18 protein-coding genes are annotated in these 16,398 nt (G+C 69.4%); 12 read left to right on the plus strand and 6 right to left on the minus strand.

Annotated elements, in window-relative coordinates:
- Positions 1-64 precede the first annotated feature (64 nt).
- The gene (locus O2L01_RS21505) at positions 65-313 is read right to left on the minus strand and encodes a hypothetical protein (RefSeq protein ID WP_270124093.1); all 249 of its coding nucleotides are present in this window, start codon (positions 311-313) and stop codon (positions 65-67) included.
- A 188-nt stretch (positions 314-501) separates the two neighbouring features.
- The gene (locus tag O2L01_RS21510; protein WP_270124094.1) at positions 502-744 is read right to left on the minus strand and encodes a helix-turn-helix domain-containing protein; all 243 of its coding nucleotides are present in this window, start codon (positions 742-744) and stop codon (positions 502-504) included.
- A 164-nt stretch (positions 745-908) separates the two neighbouring features.
- Between O2L01_RS21510 and O2L01_RS21515 the strand changes: the two genes are divergently transcribed.
- Both O2L01_RS21515 and O2L01_RS21520 read left to right on the plus strand, forming a co-directional pair.
- Positions 909-2,084: a sensor histidine kinase gene (locus tag O2L01_RS21515; protein ID WP_270124095.1), complete on the plus strand. Its 1,176-nt coding sequence runs from the start codon at positions 909-911 to the stop codon at positions 2,082-2,084.
- Entirely contained in the window at positions 2,084-2,749 is a 666-nt protein-coding gene (locus tag O2L01_RS21520) for a hypothetical protein (RefSeq protein WP_270124096.1), read from the plus strand. The genes O2L01_RS21515 and O2L01_RS21520 overlap by 1 nt, the downstream gene beginning before the upstream one ends.
- A gap of 63 nt (positions 2,750-2,812) precedes the next feature.
- Here O2L01_RS21520 and O2L01_RS21525 read toward each other — a convergent pair whose 3' ends face one another.
- Positions 2,813-4,060, minus strand: coding sequence for a M20 metallopeptidase family protein (locus tag O2L01_RS21525; RefSeq protein ID WP_270124097.1), 1,248 nt, complete (start codon positions 4,058-4,060; stop codon positions 2,813-2,815).
- A 371-nt stretch (positions 4,061-4,431) separates the two neighbouring features.
- Between O2L01_RS21525 and O2L01_RS21530 the strand changes: the two genes are divergently transcribed.
- The 6 genes from O2L01_RS21530 to O2L01_RS21555 all read left to right on the plus strand — a co-directional run bounded on the left by O2L01_RS21530 (position 4,432) and on the right by O2L01_RS21555 (position 6,943).
- A complete protein-coding gene (locus O2L01_RS21530; protein WP_270124098.1) occupies positions 4,432-4,734 on the plus strand; it encodes a hypothetical protein in 303 nt (100 codons plus the stop codon).
- Between the two features lie 2 nt (positions 4,735-4,736).
- A complete protein-coding gene (locus tag O2L01_RS21535) occupies positions 4,737-5,078 on the plus strand; it encodes a WXG100 family type VII secretion target (RefSeq protein WP_270124099.1) in 342 nt (113 codons plus the stop codon).
- Between the two features lie 81 nt (positions 5,079-5,159).
- Complete coding sequence (locus O2L01_RS21540; RefSeq protein ID WP_270124100.1) at positions 5,160-5,654, plus strand: WXG100-like domain-containing protein; 495 nt, start codon at positions 5,160-5,162, stop codon at positions 5,652-5,654.
- Positions 5,647-6,294, plus strand: a complete 648-nt coding sequence (locus O2L01_RS21545) for an ADP-ribosyltransferase (RefSeq protein ID WP_270124101.1) — start codon at positions 5,647-5,649, stop codon at positions 6,292-6,294. Before O2L01_RS21540 ends, O2L01_RS21545 begins: the two co-directional genes overlap by 8 nt.
- Before the next feature lie 177 nt (positions 6,295-6,471).
- Positions 6,472-6,639 (plus strand): hypothetical protein, encoded by a 168-nt coding sequence (locus O2L01_RS21550; RefSeq protein WP_270124102.1) that lies wholly within the window; start codon positions 6,472-6,474, stop codon positions 6,637-6,639.
- A 118-nt stretch (positions 6,640-6,757) separates the two neighbouring features.
- Positions 6,758-6,943: a hypothetical protein gene (locus O2L01_RS21555; RefSeq protein ID WP_270124103.1), complete on the plus strand. Its 186-nt coding sequence runs from the start codon at positions 6,758-6,760 to the stop codon at positions 6,941-6,943.
- 126 nt (positions 6,944-7,069) lie between these two features.
- Here O2L01_RS21555 and O2L01_RS21560 read toward each other — a convergent pair whose 3' ends face one another.
- Positions 7,070-7,636: a TetR/AcrR family transcriptional regulator gene (locus O2L01_RS21560; RefSeq protein WP_270124104.1), complete on the minus strand. Its 567-nt coding sequence runs from the start codon at positions 7,634-7,636 to the stop codon at positions 7,070-7,072.
- Positions 7,637-7,731: 95 nt separating this feature from the next.
- Between O2L01_RS21560 and O2L01_RS21565 the strand changes: the two genes are divergently transcribed.
- Positions 7,732-8,655: an NmrA/HSCARG family protein gene (locus tag O2L01_RS21565; protein ID WP_270124105.1), complete on the plus strand. Its 924-nt coding sequence runs from the start codon at positions 7,732-7,734 to the stop codon at positions 8,653-8,655.
- A gap of 119 nt (positions 8,656-8,774) precedes the next feature.
- Here the strand turns inward: O2L01_RS21565 and O2L01_RS21570 are convergent, their stop codons facing one another.
- Positions 8,775-9,686 (minus strand): peptidase inhibitor family I36 protein, encoded by a 912-nt coding sequence (locus O2L01_RS21570; RefSeq protein WP_270124106.1) that lies wholly within the window; start codon positions 9,684-9,686, stop codon positions 8,775-8,777.
- A gap of 344 nt (positions 9,687-10,030) precedes the next feature.
- Between O2L01_RS21570 and O2L01_RS21575 the strand changes: the two genes are divergently transcribed.
- On the plus strand, positions 10,031-10,720 hold the full coding sequence (locus tag O2L01_RS21575) for an aspartate/glutamate racemase family protein (RefSeq protein ID WP_270124107.1): 690 nt from the start codon (positions 10,031-10,033) through the stop codon (positions 10,718-10,720).
- Positions 10,721-10,761: 41 nt separating this feature from the next.
- On the opposite strand, the gene O2L01_RS21580 is transcribed toward O2L01_RS21575, so the two are convergent.
- Positions 10,762-13,272 (minus strand): tetratricopeptide repeat protein, encoded by a 2,511-nt coding sequence (locus O2L01_RS21580; RefSeq protein WP_270124108.1) that lies wholly within the window; start codon positions 13,270-13,272, stop codon positions 10,762-10,764.
- A gap of 212 nt (positions 13,273-13,484) precedes the next feature.
- Here O2L01_RS21580 and O2L01_RS21585 point away from each other — a divergent pair, with 212 nt between their 5' ends.
- Together O2L01_RS21585 and O2L01_RS21590 are read left to right on the plus strand one after the other, a co-directional pair.
- Positions 13,485-14,033: a hypothetical protein gene (locus O2L01_RS21585; RefSeq protein ID WP_270124109.1), complete on the plus strand. Its 549-nt coding sequence runs from the start codon at positions 13,485-13,487 to the stop codon at positions 14,031-14,033.
- A 270-nt stretch (positions 14,034-14,303) separates the two neighbouring features.
- Positions 14,304-16,316, plus strand: a complete 2,013-nt coding sequence (locus O2L01_RS21590; protein WP_270124110.1) for a right-handed parallel beta-helix repeat-containing protein — start codon at positions 14,304-14,306, stop codon at positions 16,314-16,316.
- Positions 16,317-16,398 lie beyond the last annotated feature (82 nt).

Consider the following 16,398-nt stretch of genomic DNA (forward strand, 5'->3'; position numbering starts at 1 on the left):
ATCCGGAGCGGACGAACCCTTCACCATTGCAGGCTGACGGCGTCAGCCGATGGAGTGCGTCCCGTTACCGGACGCACTCCATGTTCACCATGATTCCGTTCTCCCACTGCCAGGAGCCGGTGAAACGGCCCTGCTGGTTCACGACGCACCAGATGGCCATGCCGGCCAGGAGGGTCGCGCCCAGAGCGAGGAGGACGGCGATGAACACCAGGAACCACGCGTCGTAGCGGACGAGCAGATCGTCGAAGCGGTCCTTGGCCTTCTGGGCCAGGGAGGCGCCGGTCGCACCGGCCGTCGTCAGGAACTGGGTCATGTCGGTTCGCTTCCTTTCCATCGAGCTTGCGGGGGTGACCGGTTGCGGCCCTTGCGGACCGCTCCGGTCTTCGGACGTCGGGGCCGATCGCTCGTCCCCGACGTATTCGATGCTGTCGGCGATCACGCTGCGCCGCAAGGAATCACGGCCTTTCTGAAGGGAGACCGTCACTCCGTGACGGCTGCCCGTCACCGATTCCGGTGAATGGTGAGCAGTCCACGGCAGGCGGCGTTGGCGACCAGTTCGGCGCGGTTGGCGGCGCGGAGCGTCCTCCGGGCCCGCCGCAACTCGCGCTCGACCGTGCTGAGCGAGATGAACAGTTCGGCCGCGATGTCGGTGTTCGACATGCCTTGCGCCACACAGGCGATCACCTGGCGCTGGCGGACGGTCAGATAGCTCGTGGAGTCGAGGTGCGCGGGCTCTATCTGCATCGCGGTTCCCCGTGGAGGCGTCGAACGTGCGGGTGTCGAGATCGAGGAGAGGTCTGCATCGCCCCAGGCTAGGGCGGTCCGTGCGGGCGCCGGTACCAACGAATCCGCATATTTCCGCCGTTCCGTTCGTCCCGCGACTGGACACGGGGCGTCAAGATGCACATGTGGCCCCTCCGATCAGCTCCACCCGTTCCGAAGCCGAGCGCCTGATCGCGTTCTTCGTCGGCGGCATCCGCACGGCCACGGTGATCCAGATGGCGCCTTCGATGCCGTACGCGCTGAAGGAGACCGAGTACCCCGTGCTCGCCGCCGCCAGCTGGGCCTCGGCGCTGGCCATGCTCGTCGGGATCGCCGTGGTCGGGTTCGCCCGCCGCAGGCCCCCGGGTCCGGGCTGGGAGGTCGCCGACGTCGCGGTCGCGGTGGCGCTGTTGGTGATCGGGACGTGGACGGTGCCGCCTGAGATGCGGTTCGGGACCTGGGAGGGCTTTCAGCTCGCGTACGCGGTGTGCGTCGCGTGCTCCCTCGCGGGCGCGCGCCGCCGCGGGATCTGGGCGGCGCTCATACTGGCGCTCGCCGCGGCCGAGGTGTTCTACGTGGCGCCCACGGTCGACGGCGTCAGGGACCTCCCCATCGCCGTGGGGAACCTCCTCACGCTGCTGGCGCTCGGCCCGCTCACCTGGATCAGCGCCCGCGTCCTCCTCCGCATGGGGGACAAGGCGGACGAGGCCCGGAGCTACGCGGCGCGCATCGCCCGCGAGGGGGAGGAGCGGCGCGCCCGCCTGGCCGTCCACAATGGCACCGCGCTGCTGCGCCTCCTCGCCGACGGCTCCGCGGACGAGGCGACCCGCGCGCGGCTGCGAGCGCAGGCCGAGGCCGAGGCGAATCGCATGCGCGCCTACCTGAGCGGGACGCCCCGCGTCGACGGCGGCCAGACGGACCTGGCCGCGCTGGTGTCGGCGGTCGGCTCGGAGCACGCGGACATGCCGCTGGCCGTCGTCGCCGACCTCGCCGTGGGGGTGCGGCTCGAACCGGGCCTCGCGACGGATCTCGCTGCGGCCCTGCGGAGTCTGCTGCTCAACGTCCACCAGCACGCCCATGCGGGGCAGGTGGTGATCCATGCCGAGGAGTCGGTCGACGGCGACGGCTGGGCCGTGACGGTCCACGACGACGGGGTCGGGTTCGAGGCGGTCCCGGAGGCCTACGGCGTGGGGCTGCGCCAGGTCGTCGTCGACCAGCTTTCGACCCGCGGCGTGGCCGCCGAGATCACGAGCATGCCCGGTCTGGGCACCACGGTCGTCCTGCGCGCCCGGTACGCGGCGCGCGGCGGAGAGGAATCCTGATGCACGCTGCGCGGTTCGCGATGGTGGACGACGCGACGGCCCTGCGGGCCTCGATCGCGGACCTGTTGCCCGCCATGCGGTTCACGTCGGTCCACTGCAGCGTCGAGGAGCTGTTGGGCGAGCGCCCGGACGCCGACGTCGTGATCCTCGACCTGCACCTCGCGAACGCCCTCCAACCCGGTGCGAGCCAGGGCGTCGCGGCTGTCAGCCAGGTCATCGCGGCCGGGTACCGCGTGTGCGTGTACACGCAGGAGGAGCGCCGGTTCGTGCTCGCCGCGTGCCTCGCCGCCGGGGCCCTCGGCGTGGTGTCCAAGGCATCCTCCCTTGAGGACGCTGAGGCCTCGTTCCTCGCGGTGGCCGAAGGGGATCTGGTGATGCCGCCGGCGGTGACCGGTCTGATCGAGGTGCTCGCCCGCCGGGGCGCGCTCACCATCCTGACGCCCCGCCAGCGCGACGTCCTCGCGGGCCGGGCCCGGGGTCTGACCTACGCCGAGCTGAGCCGCTCGCTCTTCCTCTCGGAGTCCACGCTGCGCGGGTATTGGCGGGACCTCACGGACATGGTCTCGCAATACCTCCAGGCGACCTCGCCGGGCGACATCGAACGGGCGCTCGGCCTCGGCCCCGGCGACCTCATCGACTGGTGGCCCGACAGGCCCGCCGCCTGACGGGTGCGCACGCGGCGGCCTCGCCCGAAGACGAAGCCGCCGCTGACGGCATCGGCGGTTGCGCTAACAGCGGGCGCGTTCGGCCAGCCAGCCGGCCATGGCCCGGACGCCGAGGCCGATCGCCGACTCGTCGGGTTCGAAGGTGTGGAGGTGGGGATAGGAGGTGGCGATGTCGGCGCCGGGGGAGCGGACGCCGAGGTACGCGTAGGTGCCGGGGATGCGGTCGAGGAACAGCGCGAAGTCCTCGCCGCTGAAGGGGATCGCGGCGTGCAGCACCGCGGTCGAGCCCGGGCCCATGGCGCGGCGCAGGTGCCGTTCCTGGGTGTAGGCCAGCGATTCCGGCACGATGAGCGCGGGGAACGGGTCCTCCGGGAAGTTCACGGCCGCTTCGGCGAGGCGTTCGATCGCGTCGCGGACCTCGGTGTAGCGCTCCTCGGGCCAGCACCGGTAGGAGAGCCGGATCTCGGCGCGGTCATCGGTCGCGTCCTCGTCGACGCCGGCCCGCACGGTGGTGAACTCGGCCAGCGGTCCGTCCTCGAGGAGGAGGGCCTGCGTGATCGCCTCCAGGTCGGCGGAGCCGGTGGGCAGGGCGACGGTGGCGAGCCCGTTGATGCCGTCGGCGAGCGCGGCCGCGCGGTCCGGCGCGCCGGGGCCGGTGACGGTCACGGTGCCGCGGTCCTGGCCGGGCAGGCCGGTGGCGGGGTTGACGGCGATGACGCCGACATCGATGGCGCCGCAGTGCAGTGCGTGGATCTCGTCGAGGTCGGTGATGTCGAAGTCCTCGTCGTCGAGCATCGCCTGCGCGCCCGTCAGGTCTTCCTCGGCGGGCTGGAACACGAAGACGACGGTGCCGCTGAGCCGGTGGCGGAGCCGCGCGAGGACCTGCGCGATGCCGACGCCGATCGCGGTGTGGAGGTCGTGGCCGCACAGGTGCTCGGGGGCGGTGCCGCCGCCGATCTGGTCCTGGGCCGGGACGGCGTCCATGTCGGCCCGGTATCCGACCGTGCGTCCCCGGTACCGTCCCTTGAGGACGCCGACGACGCCGTTGCCCCCGACGCCGGTGGTGACGGTGAGTCCCGCCGCGGTCAGTCGCTCGGCGACCAGTGCGGCGGTGCGGTCCTCGTCCCCGGGGCCTTCGGGGTTGGCGTGGAGGTCGCGCCGCAGCGCGATGAGGTCCGCTTCGAACCGGGCGGCGAGCTGGTCGATCGAGTGCTGGAGACCGCCTCCGGTCGTCTCGGCTTGCGCCGGGTCTGGGGCGACGGTGACGATGGCCGTCGCCGCGGCGCCGCCGATCACGGTTCGCCGGGTCACGTTCGGTATTGCTTTCTGGTTGCGGGACAAGGGTTCCTCCTGCGTCTGCGGCATCGCCGCCGGGTGTTGACAGGCCCATTCTGCTGTGGACGGCGCGCGGAGGCAGTCACGCTAGCCCCCGGAACCCGCCTGGGGCCAGCCCTCCCTTTGGCCGTCACTTCGGTCGAGCAGGTGGGGACACCTGGCAAAACTCAACGGGTGCAAGTAATCCCGGCAACGGAGCACGAAACGTCCAGTTAGCTTTCTTCAGGTATAGTGCGGCGCGGGAGGTCTGAATGTTCGGAGAAGACCAGATCGCGCAGCAGCTCTCGAAGGCCCGCGAGACGGTGGCGCAGGGGCCCACTCTGTCTGGGGGGCAAGCGGAGCCGATCTTGACCGAGGCGGCCGAGGGACGCATCAAGGTGACCCTCGGAACCGACGGCCGATTCGAGCAGATCAGGATGACCCTCAGCGCTCTCCGGGACGGCCCGGAAGCCCTTGTCGAGCAGCTCAAGCTGGCGGTGAACGACGCGATCGATCAGCGGGCGGCGATGTCCGCCGTCGCGGGTCCGGTCCCTGACCAGGCGGACATGAACGAACAGGTGGCCCGGATGCAGGACGCCTCGCTGCAGCAGTTCAAGAACATGGACGCCGCTATCGGCGCCCTCATGGCCAAGATCCACGGAGGCCGATGACCATGGCGGGCTTCGATGTCGACCCGGCGACGATGCGCCAGTCCGCGGACGAGCTCGACGCGGCGAAGGACGACGTGCAGGCGCTGCTGGACGAGTTCACCGCGGCGGTCGGGCAGTACGCGGACGCCTTCGGCGGCGACATCATCGGCACTGCGGGCGGCATTGCGCACGATGCGTGCATGGGAGCGGTCTCCGACTGCTTCGCGGGGATCGTCGAGGATCTGACCGGCCTTGCCGAGGCACTGCGCGGCATGGCGGACGACCACGAGTCGGCCGAGGAGGAGGTCGTCCAGGCCTTCACCAGGCTCCAGAGCGACCTCGAGTCCGGGCCGGCGAAAGGCTGACGACCGCATCGGCGGTCCGTCCGCCGCCCCGTCCTCATTCTGAACCCCGTAACCTATTCCCCCGCAAGGAGAACGCACCCCATGGGTATGCAACTGCCCGGAGAGCTCATCGGCCTCCTCGGCATGCTCGGCTACGAGTGGCCCGAGTCCGATGAGGAGTCCATGTTCAACCTCGCCGGGGAGTGGACCGGCATGGCCGACAAGGTCGCAGAGAGGGTCGAGGGGCTCCAGTCCGCGGCCCGGACGCTCCTGGAGGGCAACTCCGGCGCCCATATCGACGCCTTCCAGAAAGAGTGGGAGGCCGAGGAGTCGTCCCCCGCCGCCCTGGCCAAGGCCGCGGACCCGGCCAATCAGCTCAACATCGGCCTGACGGTCATGGCCGCGATCGTCACGGCCCTCAAGATCCAGGTCATCGTGCAGTTGGCGCTCCTGGCGGCGCAGATCGCGTGGGCGCTCGCGACCGCGCCCCTCACGTTCGGCGCTTCGCTGGCGCAGATCCCCATCTTCAAGACGATCACCGGTCTCATCATCGACCAGCTGATGGGCATGGCTACCAACAGGATCATGAATGGCTAGGCGCAACAGCGGAGACGACGGCAACGGCGAGGGCTCCAGCACCGGAGCGAGGCTTCTGACCAGGGCCCTCGACGACGGCGGGTTCTCGCCGCCGACGCCCAAGACCCGCGACAGGGGCGGCGAACGAGGCGACCGGGACGACCAGGGCGGCGACGACGACCCGATCCGCCGCTACACGGACAACAGCGACGAGCTGAACCGGTACCTGCGGACGACGGACAAGTCGAGCTACAGCCCGGAGGACAGGGCGCGACTCGACAAGCAGGCGGAGGACGTCTCGGAGGCGCTGAAGAAGCGCCCGGTGCCCGATGAACGCCAGACCTGGCGCGGACTGCCCGGAGGCGCCTGGCTCGACAAGTACAAGAAGGGCGACCTGTACTCCGATCCCGCGTTCATGAGCACCTCCACGAGTGAGGCGGTCGCGAACCGGTTCAAGACGATCGCCACCGGCGGCTTCTCCGGCGAAAGCCGCCCCGGCGCCATCTTCAAGATCGACGGCGCAACCGGACGCGACGTGGGCCGCGACTCGAGCTTCGGCCATCAAAAGGAGGTCCTCTTCGACCGGGGCGCGCTCTTCAAGATCACGGACCGACGCGAGGACGGCAACACCACCTACATCGACATGACCCAACTGGGCTGAGACCGGCCGGCGGTGTCGCGAACCGTCGCGGACGGCACGGGCCCAGCCGGTTCGGACTCGGATTGACCAGAGCGCCAAGGGACGCAGGTGCCGCTGGTTTTTCGTTGTCGCGCATGTGGACACATCATCGTATGATGTCAATCATGTGACTTACGCGATGGCGAAGGAGTGCTCCGCATGGCTCTGCGAGCGAATGCCCGGCTCACCGGCGGGCTCATCACCTTGACGCTCCCACGAGCGTGCGGTGAACAAGGCGCCGTTTCGAGTCCCGAGGCGGACGTGCCACCGGTGCCGCTCCAGCCCGGAGGCTCCACTCTGGTGCTCGTGCCGTCGGCCGTGGGGTGACGCGATGTACTACCCCCCTCCTTACCCGCCTCCGTACCCGCCAAGGCGGGGCAACGGCTTCGGCGCCGCCTCACTGGTCTTCGGTCTGATCGGACTGCTCATCTTCTCCTGGATACCTGTGCTCAACATCTTCATAGGCATCCCGGTCGCCTTGCTGGCCGTCATCTTCGGCATCGTCGGACTGGCGACGTCGGGAAGCCGCGCCGGGGACGGCAGCGGCACCGGCGGTACCGGCCTGATCCTGGGGCTTCTCACGATAGTGATCGCCATCGGCATGTGGGCGTGGATATTCGACGCGACCTGAGAGCGGACCGGCACCGGACCAGGCCGCGTCCCTTGTGGTCGCACTCGGTCGCCGAACGGCCGGCTCACCACCATGATCGGCGGTGAGCAGGCCGTCCAATCCGGTGATGGGTTGCGGCGCGGGGGCTCAGTGCTGTGGGCCCAGTCCTGCGGCGGCGAGTCGGAACAGGTGGTGCGCTTGCGCGGCCGGGTCGGGGTAGTGCTCGGTCGCCATCGCGATGCCTGCGATCAGAGCGAGTAGGTCGGCGAGCATGACTTCGGACGACACCGTGCCGTCCCGCTTCGCGTTCTGAAGGAGTGGCGACGCCGCGTCCTCCAGGGTCGCTGCGCACCCGTTGACGTGTGCAGGCTCGACCTCGGCGCTGTCGGGGACCAGGACGGCGGCCAAGCCGCGGGCGGTCGCCGAGTAGTCGACCACCTCGTTCAGCCATTCCAGCAGCACCGATCGGCTCTCTCCGGTGCCGGCCAGCTCCCGGGCCCGGTCGCTCAGGTCCTCGATCCGCTTGTGGGACACGGCCTCCAGGAGTGCCCTGCGGCTGGGGAAGTGCCGTCGGACGGTCGCCGAGCCGACGCCCGCGACGCGTGCGATCTGCTCCAGGGACGCGTTCACGCCGTGTTCGGCGACCTCGTCGACGGCCACGGCGAGGATGCGCTCGTAATTGCGACGTGCGTCGGCGCGCTGCCCGTCTGACATCACTCACCTCCAGGTTTGCATAAACGGCGGGGGCCGCCATATTATAGCCGAAGGAAAACGGCGGACCCCACCGTTTATGAGACTCGAGGAGCCCCATGACCACTCGCACCGAACCGGTCCTCGTCACCGGCGCCACCGGCAGGCAGGGCGGCGCGACCGCCCGCGCCCTGCTGGCGGCCGGCGTGCCCGTCCGCGCGCTCGTGCGCGACCCCGGCACCGAACGCGCCCAGGACCTCCGGGCCGTCGGCGCCGAACTGGTCACCGGCGACCTGCTCGACCCTGACTCGATCGTCCGCGCCGCGACGGGCGCCCGCGCCGTGTTCTCCGTGCAGATGCCCGCCGCAACCGCCGACGGCTTCGACTTCGCGGGCGAAGTCGTTCAGGGCGTCAACCTGATCGAAGGCGCTCTCGCCGCCGGCGTGCCTCAGTTCGTGCACACCTCCGTCAGCGGCGCCGGTCAGCACACCGAAGTCCCCGGCTGGGACGAGGGCCGCTGGGACTACATGGCGCCGACCCTGGACGCCAAGAGCGCGATCCAGGACCGTCTCCGCGAGGCCGGATTCCCGCACTGGACGCTGCTCAAGCCCGCCTTCTTCATGGAGAACTTCCTGCCGTCCATGGCGTTCCTGTTCCCCCGCGGCCTCGACGGCGGCCTGGTGAGCGTCCTCCATCCCCAGACCCGTCTGTCACTCGTTGCAGTGGACGACATCGGCAGCGCCGCAGCGGCGGCTGTCGCCGAACCCGAGCGGTTCGACGGCGTCGAACTTGAGCTGGCGGGCGACTTCCTGTCGATGAGCGAGATCGCCGAAGTGCTGTCCGGCGCTCTGGGCCGGACGCTCGAAGCGCCCGATATGGACGAACGGGAGGCGCTGGCCGCCGGAATGCCGGCGATGGGCGCCTCCCATGAATGGATGAACGACGTCAGCCAGCCGGCGCGACCCGAGTTCGCCAGGGCGCTCGGGCTGCCGCTCACGGATTTCGCGACCTGGGCGAAGCGGCACATGCGCGTAGCCGCGTAGGGGCCGAAGCGTCACTGCATCGATCACGGTCTCGTCCGGTGCATCTGGCGATCGCGGGCAATGGGAAAGCCGCGGAGGGCGATGGCCCCCCGCGGCTTTCGGGCTGTGCCAGAACGGATTTAGCCGAACTGGCAGCAGGTGTTGTAGCCCCTGGCGGTCCAGAAGCTGGTCGGGTTCGGGTTGCTCAGCGTGGGGTCGCCGACGCTCGGGGCCGCGGCGGTCTGGCGGCCGTTGCGCATCTCGACGTGCGTGTGGGCGCCGCCGGAGGAGCTGACGCCGCGCCAGTCCTCGACGCCGATCTTCTCGCCCACGGAGATGGTCGCGCCGACGCCGACCGTCGGGTCCAGGTGCAGGTAGACGACAGTCTTGTCGAGGCTCGAGTTGTAGACGGCGAGGGTCGACAGGCCGCCGGAGCCGCGGGCGCCCTCGGTCATGCGGACCACGGTGCCGGAGACCGGCGCGTACACCGAGGCGCCGACGGTGTGCGCGATGTCGACGCCCTCGTGGCGTCCCGAGGTGGTGGTGTAGCCGTCGAAGTAGGCGGTGATGTTCGCCGAGGACGAGTGGTAGACGGCGTACTCGAGGTTGTCGGTGGCGTCGCCGCTGACGCCGATGAGGTGGGCGGCGTTCTCGTTCTTCAGGTAGTCACGGAGGTTCGCCTCCGAGCCCGGGCTGAAGTTGTCGATCGGTCCGCTGTAGCCGCTGTTGTAGAACACCGTGACGTACCGGCTCGTGCGGTTCCAGGCCGAGGCGGCGTTGTTCTTGACGCACTGCCCCTGGCCGGCGCCCGCGCCGACGAACTTGTAGCAGCCCGTGCTGGAGCCGTAGTCGCTGATGGACCCGGCGAAGTCGCTCACCGAGCCGGAGGTGTCGCTGTTGTAGTAGAGGCAGAATTCCCCGGACTCGCACACGCCGTTGCGGGCCGTCGCGGCCTGCGCGGGCGAGGCCCCGGCGACTGCCGACGCGACGCCCATCACGGCCGCCGCGAACAGCGCGAGCAGAGCGTGCCGCTTCGATCTGATCCAACTCATGACTGCTCCTTGTGGAAGGGGGGTAGGGAAGGAGGTCGGGCGCTTCTCATCATGGGGTCGAACGGTGTCCGGTGGGGTTGACTCGAATTGAAGCGATTGTGACGCTTGGGAATCCAACCCCAGGTCGACCGGACCCCATCCAGGATCTGACAGGAATCTCCACAAGTCAAGCAATCCGTGAAGGAATTCTTCGCGACGAGACCGGTGACCCGAGGCGCGCGGACAGCCGAGGTTCCTGCTCAGCGTTGCAGGTGAGGAATGTGCTGCCTGTCGACAATGCCGAGGAGGGGCCGGGCGGGACGGGGAAAGGCCGTGGCGATCGGCCGCTCGGGCACAATGGTGCGATGCGCACGATTGGGTTGATCGGTGGGATGTCCTGGGAGTCCTCGGCCGAGTACTACCGCCTCATCAACGAGGACGTCCGGGGCCGGCTCGGCGGGCAGCACAATGCCCAGAGCCTCATGGCCACCGTCGACTTCGCCGAGATCGAGGACATGCAGCGCGCCGGTGACTGGGAGGCCGCGGGCGACCGACTCGCGAGCGCGGCCGCCACGCTCGAACGTGCAGGCGCCGACTTCATCGCCTTGTGCACCAACACGATGCACGTCGTCGCGGACCAGATCGAAACGGCGGTGACCGTGCCGTTCATCCATCTGGTCGACGCGACCGCCGAACCCATCGACGCCGCCGGACTGAACCGGATCGGACTGCTCGCCACGCGGTTCACGATGGAGATGGACTTCTACCGCGAACGCATGGCCGCGCGCGGCATCGAAATCGTCGTCCCGATCGAAGCGGACCGCAAGTCGGTCCACGACATCATCTACAACGAGCTCACTCTTGGCGTGCTCCGCGACGAGTCCCGCGAGGAGTACCGCCGGATCATGGCCGACCTCGCCGCGCGAGGATGCCAGGGAATGATCTACGGCTGCACCGAGATCACGCTCCTCGTAGACGCCTTCGACAGTCCGGTCCCGGTCTTCGACTCCACACGCCTGCACGCGGAGCGCCTGGTCGACTTGGCGCTCGCCTGAGCGGCCCCCTCGGTCATACGCGAGAAGCGTTGGGCGGCAGTTCAGTCCAGGTGGTCGAGTTCGGTTCGGACGATTTCGGCGTCGGTGTGGTCGAGTTCGTCGAGGAGCGTCAGCGCCTTCTCCCATGCGGTGCGAGCGGCCGTGGCGTCGTTGAAGTCCCGGTGCGCTTCGGCGAGCGCGCGGAGGCTGCTGGCGTGCGAGAAGCGGTCGCCGATGCTCTGGAACCCGGCGATGGCGGCCTGGTAGGCATCGATCGACTGAGCGCGATTTCCGAGGCGGCGGTGGATGTAACCGAGGCTGTCGGAAGTATTGGCAATGCCGGAGGGGTTGTCCAGCGCCTGGTGGATCGCGAGCGCGTCGAGGCAGTAGGCCAGGGCTTCGGAGTAGGCGCCTTGCTGTGCGAGCAGCCATCCCACCGAGTTGAGTGCGAAGGCCTGACCTCGTCGGTTTCCAGCTATCCGGTAGAGCCGTATTGCAGTGCGGGAGTGCTCGATGGCCTCGCTCCGGCGGCGTTGTCCGCCGAGGACGGTCGCGATGCTGTGATGGTCGTTGGCCTGGAGGTCGGTGTCGCCGAGGCGCTCCGCGTACGCGAGGCTTTCCCGCAGATGGACCTCGGCGTCGTCGAGCCGGCCGAGGCTGATTTCGGCTTGGGCGATCTGCCGGAGGGCGCGTAGGGAGGCGTGGTCGTCTTCGGAGCGGACGGCGGACGTCAAGACCGCGGACCCGGCCTTGATCTGCTCGTGCCAGTTCCCTTGCCGGTTGAGGTGTTCGCCGACCGACCATGCGAGCTGCCAGGCGTGTTCGATGTCGCCGCGCTCGGCGGCCCGGTCGATCGCGGCCAGGATCGCGTCCTGTTCGGCAGTGAGCCAAGCCGTGGCCTCCTCCTGGTCCGTGAGGATCTCCGGGCGCACCGCTGGGTCGCAGGGCCCGATGGCGATGGGGTCCCGTCCTGAGCGGATGAGCAGGGCCGCGGTGTAGGCGGTGTGGAGGTAGAAGTCGCGCATGCGGTCGGTCGCGGCGGCGCGGTCCGCCTCGGTCTCGAAGCGGACCGCTTTGGCGGCTGCGTGGTCTCGGATGAGGTCGTGGAAGGCGTACCGGCCCGCCCGGTCTCGTTCGAGCAGGTTCGCGTGTACCAGCTCGGTCAGGGCGGTCGACGCCGCCGTTCGCGTTTGCGCGAGCGCGCCGGCGGCGGCCGCCAGGCTGAAGTCCTGGCCGAAATGCAGACTGAGCAACCGGTACGCCCGCGCTCCGGCGGCGGTGAGATGCGCATAGGAGTGGTCCATGGCGGTTCCGACGGCAGTGGCAGGGTCGTCGGGCTCGACGGCGAGATGTCCGATCGGGTCGGCCTTGAGCGCACTCGCATACTCGCCCATGGACACCGCGCGCGAATGGTGGTTCAGGAAGTTCGCTGCGGCGACCTGCAGCGCGAGTGGCACGTGGCCGCAGGCCTCGGCGAGCGCCCGAAGGCCGGCGTCCGTCTCGGTTCTGAGGACGAGCGGTCCGAGGAGTCGGCGCAGGAGTGAGACGGCCTCGGACGTCGTGAGGAGGTCGATCGGCAGCGACAGCAGCTCTGGATGCGTCGCCGCCAGACCGGAAAGGCGGCTGCGGCTGGTGATCACGGTGAACACGCTCGCGGCGGTCGGCATGAGCGGGCGCACCTGCGCAGCCGAATGGACGTTGTCGAGCACCAGCAGCAGGCGCATCCGCGCGAGGGACTGCTGGTAGAGGGCGAACCGGGCGTCGGCGTCGCCGGGAATCTCCTTGGGATCCACTCCGAGCTGGACCAGCATCTTGGCGGCGGCATCGGCCGAGGTCGTCGGCGCGGTCGCCGCATAGCCGTTCAAATTGAGGTAGAGGCACCCGTCAGGGAACATCGCCCGCACCTCGCGGGTACGTACCCAGTGGACGGCCAGGGACGTCTTGCCGACCCCGCCGAACCCTGTGATCGCGGCGAACGTCCCAGCCGGGCGCCGAGCGTGCCCGAGCAGGAGCTTGTCGAGCCGCCTGAGCTGGGAGCCGCGGCCCGTGAACGCGGTGTTGTCGGCGGGCAGGTTCCGGACCGGCCACGCGTCGATCTCGTCGGGCACGGACGCCGACGTCCCGGTCAAGCGGCGCCGCATCTCGTCGAGCTGCACGCGCTGGCGGGTGCTCAGCCCCAGCGCAGGGTGGCTCAGCAGCAGGTCGAACCGGTCTGGTTCGTCACCGGTCGGCGGCGGCGGCAGGTGCGCGCCCTTGAGCCAGTTGTAGACCGTGGTGACGCTGACCGACTCGGTCGCCTCCGCGATGTGGCGGACCGACAGTCCAGAGTCGGCGATGCGCGCTCGCAGCCATGCTCCGAGCTTCACCGTCGTGTCGAAATGCGCGAACTCGTTCGCCTCGTCGAGCCGGCCCTGCGTTAAAGCCAGCCACGACCGAACGGTCTCCGGGCTCACTCGGAGTTCACGTGCAAGGTCGGCGACCGGTTGACCCGAGTGCTCGAGATGCGCCGCCAGCATCCGACCGAGCCGGGCGGCGATCTGGGGCCGGGACGACCCGGCGTAGGGATCCAGCATTCATTCGCCTCCTTGCAAGGGATCGCCGGGGGCGCGGCCGCTCGCCCGGTCATCACGACCGTAGCGGATTCAAGCGGATTTCAACGACCACTGTTCACCCACATCGGGCGCCGGTTCACTGGAGACGCACCGAGGGGGAATCCCGGTGCAGATCACCCACAGAAAGGTCCGACATGCAAACCGATCGATCATTCCGGTTGCGGAGGATCCCCGTGTCGACGGCGGCGCTCGCCGCCGTGGTCATGGTCCTCATCACCGCATTCGGCGGCCAGCCGGCGGCGGCCTCCGATACCGAGGCCGAGATCCTTCAAGCGAAGATCGACGCCGTCCTCGCGAACTCGCCGGACGGTGTCCAGATCAGTGAGAACGAGATCGCCTGGGACGACGGCACGATGATCCTGACGATCCCGAAGGAAGGCGAGGACGTCGCGCGGGGCTCCGACGAGGAGATGTCCGCCTACGGCTCGCCGGACTGCCCCCTGTACTGGACATGCCTGTACGAGGACAGGGACTTCGAGGGCGCCCGCGTGGCCTTCACCGAGTGCGGTTTCATCCACCAGCTCAGCAAGACCAGGCCCTACTTCCGTGACATGGCGTCGTCCTACCACGACAACCAGACCGGCGGTGTTCGGACGACCGTCTACGACTGGAACGACTGGATCGGATGGTTCGAGCTCTGGAAGTCCAGTCCCGCCCCGACCTGGAGCTCCTTCGTCGGAGTGGACAAGCAGGACAGGGCCGACGGTGTCAGGGCCTGCTGAGCGGTTCCGCCAGCCGGACTCATAGGACACCGATGACGGGGCGATGCCGGCATCGGCATCGCCCCGCTCGGCGAGTTCGACAGCGGTGCGCGGCGGGCATCGCTGGATGGGGGCCGAGTTCCGGCGCGTGTCAGGCTGGTGATCAGTGGGGCTAGGCGGGTGCGGATGTATGGCCCTTGCCGTCCGATGGGCGGCCTATGCGACGAAGCGAAGCGGCAATCACATCGCTCGGTTGTTGATCGGTAAAGGCCTGCGGTTAAGGTGAGCGACGTGGAGCTACATGTTGCGAAGTCCGGGTCTGACACCGCTGTCGGCACCGTTGAGAACCCCCTGCTCAGCATCGGCGCAGCCGCGGCGCTGGCCCAGCCCGGGGACACCGTCGTCGTTCATGAAGGCGTGTACCGGGAGTGGGTGAACCCGCCTCGCGGCGGCACGGCCGACGCGCCGATCACCTACCAGGCCGCGCTGGACGCGGACGGCCGCTTCGAGCCGGTCACGATCTCCGGCGCCGAGGTGATCGCCGACTGGCGACCCCACGCCGGCGCCGCGGGCGTCTGGGCGGCGACGGTGCCGAACACCCTGTTCGGGGACCACAACCCGTACACCGAGCGCATCGGCGGGGACTGGTTCTTCGACTGGGTCAACACCTGGCACACCGGCGAGGTGTACCTCGACGGCAAGTCCATGTACGAGTCGCTGACCCTGGACGGCGTCGAGCACCCCGCGGTCACCGAGGACTCGTTCGACCAGGCGGGCTCCCTGCTGACCTGGTACTGCGAGGTAGGCGACGACGCCACGACGATCTGGGCGAACTTCGGGGGCGCCGACCCGGCCGCGCACGAGATCGAGATCAACGTCCGCAAGTTCGTCTTCTGGCCCGCGGCAACGGGAATCGACCACATCACGGTGCGCGGCTTCACCCTCACCAAGGCCGCCACACAGTGGGCGCCGCCCACCGCGCTGCAGGAGGGCCTCATCGGCCCCCACTGGTCCAAAGGCTGGGTGATCGAGGACAACACGATCACCGACTCCAAGAACACCGGCGTCTCCCTCGGCAAGGAGGCCAGCACCGGGCAGAACGAGTGGGTCACGGGAGCGAAGGGCGCCAAGGGCGGCACGCAGCGCGAACGCGAGGTGATCCAGCGCGCGCTCGCCCTCCGCGGGCCCGACGCCGGCGAGCCGCACCCGTGGCATCGCGACCACGTCGGCTCCCACACGGTGCGCCGCAACACGATCCAGGACTGCGAGCAGGCGGGCATCGTCGGGCACCTCGGCGCGGCGTTCTCCCACATCGCCGACAACCACATCGCCCGCATCCACGTGAAGCGGCAGTGGCACGGCGCCGAGGTGGCCGGCATCAAACTGCACGCCGCCATCGACACCGTGATCAGCGGCAACACCATCCACCACACGCACCGGGCCCTGTGGCTCGACTGGCAGGCCCAAGGCACCCTGGTGCGGCGCAACGTCTTCTACGCCTCCACCGCCGAAGACTTCATGGTCGAGGTCTGCCACGGCCCGTACCTCGTGGACTCGAACCTGTTCCTCTCGCCGTGGTCGGTCAAGGACATGTCCACCGGCGGCGCCTACGTGCACAACTACTTCGCGGGCCGCATCGCGAACTGCACCGAGCACCAGCGGTACACCCCGTACCACCTGCCGCACTCCACGGCCGTCTACGGCGTCTCGAACATCCTCGGCGGCGACGACCGCTTCTACAACAACGTCTTCGTCGGCGACGGGGAGCGCGCCGAACCGCAGGCGGAACCCGCGCTCGCGAGCTTCTGGAACGGCGCGATCGACATCGACGGCGTGCCCGGCCAGGCCACCTTCGTGCCGACTCCGGTGGGCACCTCGCAGTACGACGCCTGCCCGACCCCCGAGGAGTACCCGCACGAGGACGGCAGCGCGCTGGCCGGGCCCCGTCTCCCGGTCTGGGTCGAAGGCAACCTGTACGCGAACGGCGCCGAGCCGTTCCGCGCGGAATCCGAGCCGCGTGTCGTGGCCGCGTCGCCGGTGCGCGTCGAGGTGGTCGACGCCGCGGCCGGCACCGTTCGCGTCGAGATGAACGGCGCCTTCGGCGTCGTCGCCCCGGTGACGACTGCGCGTCTCGGCACGAGTTACCAGGCCGAGATGGGCTACACCAACCCCGACGGGTCCGATCTGGACCTGAGCGCGGACTTCACCGGCCTCCCGCGCGACGAGGCCGTGCCGGGACCGTTCTCGGCTTCGGCCCCCGGCACTCAGATCCTCGCCGCACCGGCCCCGAGCAATCGGGGCTGACCGTGATCCGGGCGGGGGGGGGGCCCGGGCCGCCCCCCCCCCCCCGGGGCCCGCGCCCGGAGGCAAACCGGGGGTGGCAGTA

Origin of the sequence: Glycomyces lechevalierae (assembly GCF_027622945.1) — a bacterium.
GTDB lineage: Bacteria > Actinomycetota > Actinomycetes > Mycobacteriales > Micromonosporaceae > Glycomyces > Glycomyces rutgersensis.

Coding starts and splice junctions, on each gene's coding strand:
- O2L01_RS21505 (WP_270124093.1), bottom strand. CDS start 313: ATGACCCAGTTCCTGACGACGGCCGGTGCGACCGGCGCCTCCCTGGCC.
- O2L01_RS21510 (WP_270124094.1), bottom strand. CDS start 744: ATGCAGATAGAGCCCGCGCACCTCGACTCCACGAGCTATCTGACCGTC.
- O2L01_RS21520 (WP_270124096.1), top strand. CDS start 2,084: ATGCACGCTGCGCGGTTCGCGATGGTGGACGACGCGACGGCCCTGCGG.
- O2L01_RS21535 (WP_270124099.1), top strand. CDS start 4,737: ATGGCGGGCTTCGATGTCGACCCGGCGACGATGCGCCAGTCCGCGGAC.
- O2L01_RS21540 (WP_270124100.1), top strand. CDS start 5,160: ATGGGTATGCAACTGCCCGGAGAGCTCATCGGCCTCCTCGGCATGCTC.
- O2L01_RS21545 (WP_270124101.1), top strand. CDS start 5,647: ATGGCTAGGCGCAACAGCGGAGACGACGGCAACGGCGAGGGCTCCAGC.
- O2L01_RS21550 (WP_270124102.1), top strand. CDS start 6,472: ATGGCTCTGCGAGCGAATGCCCGGCTCACCGGCGGGCTCATCACCTTG.
- O2L01_RS21560 (WP_270124104.1), bottom strand. CDS start 7,636: ATGTCAGACGGGCAGCGCGCCGACGCACGTCGCAATTACGAGCGCATC.
- O2L01_RS21565 (WP_270124105.1), top strand. CDS start 7,732: ATGACCACTCGCACCGAACCGGTCCTCGTCACCGGCGCCACCGGCAGG.
- O2L01_RS21570 (WP_270124106.1), bottom strand. CDS start 9,686: ATGAGTTGGATCAGATCGAAGCGGCACGCTCTGCTCGCGCTGTTCGCG.
- O2L01_RS21575 (WP_270124107.1), top strand. CDS start 10,031: ATGCGCACGATTGGGTTGATCGGTGGGATGTCCTGGGAGTCCTCGGCC.
- O2L01_RS21580 (WP_270124108.1), bottom strand. CDS start 13,272: ATGCTGGATCCCTACGCCGGGTCGTCCCGGCCCCAGATCGCCGCCCGG.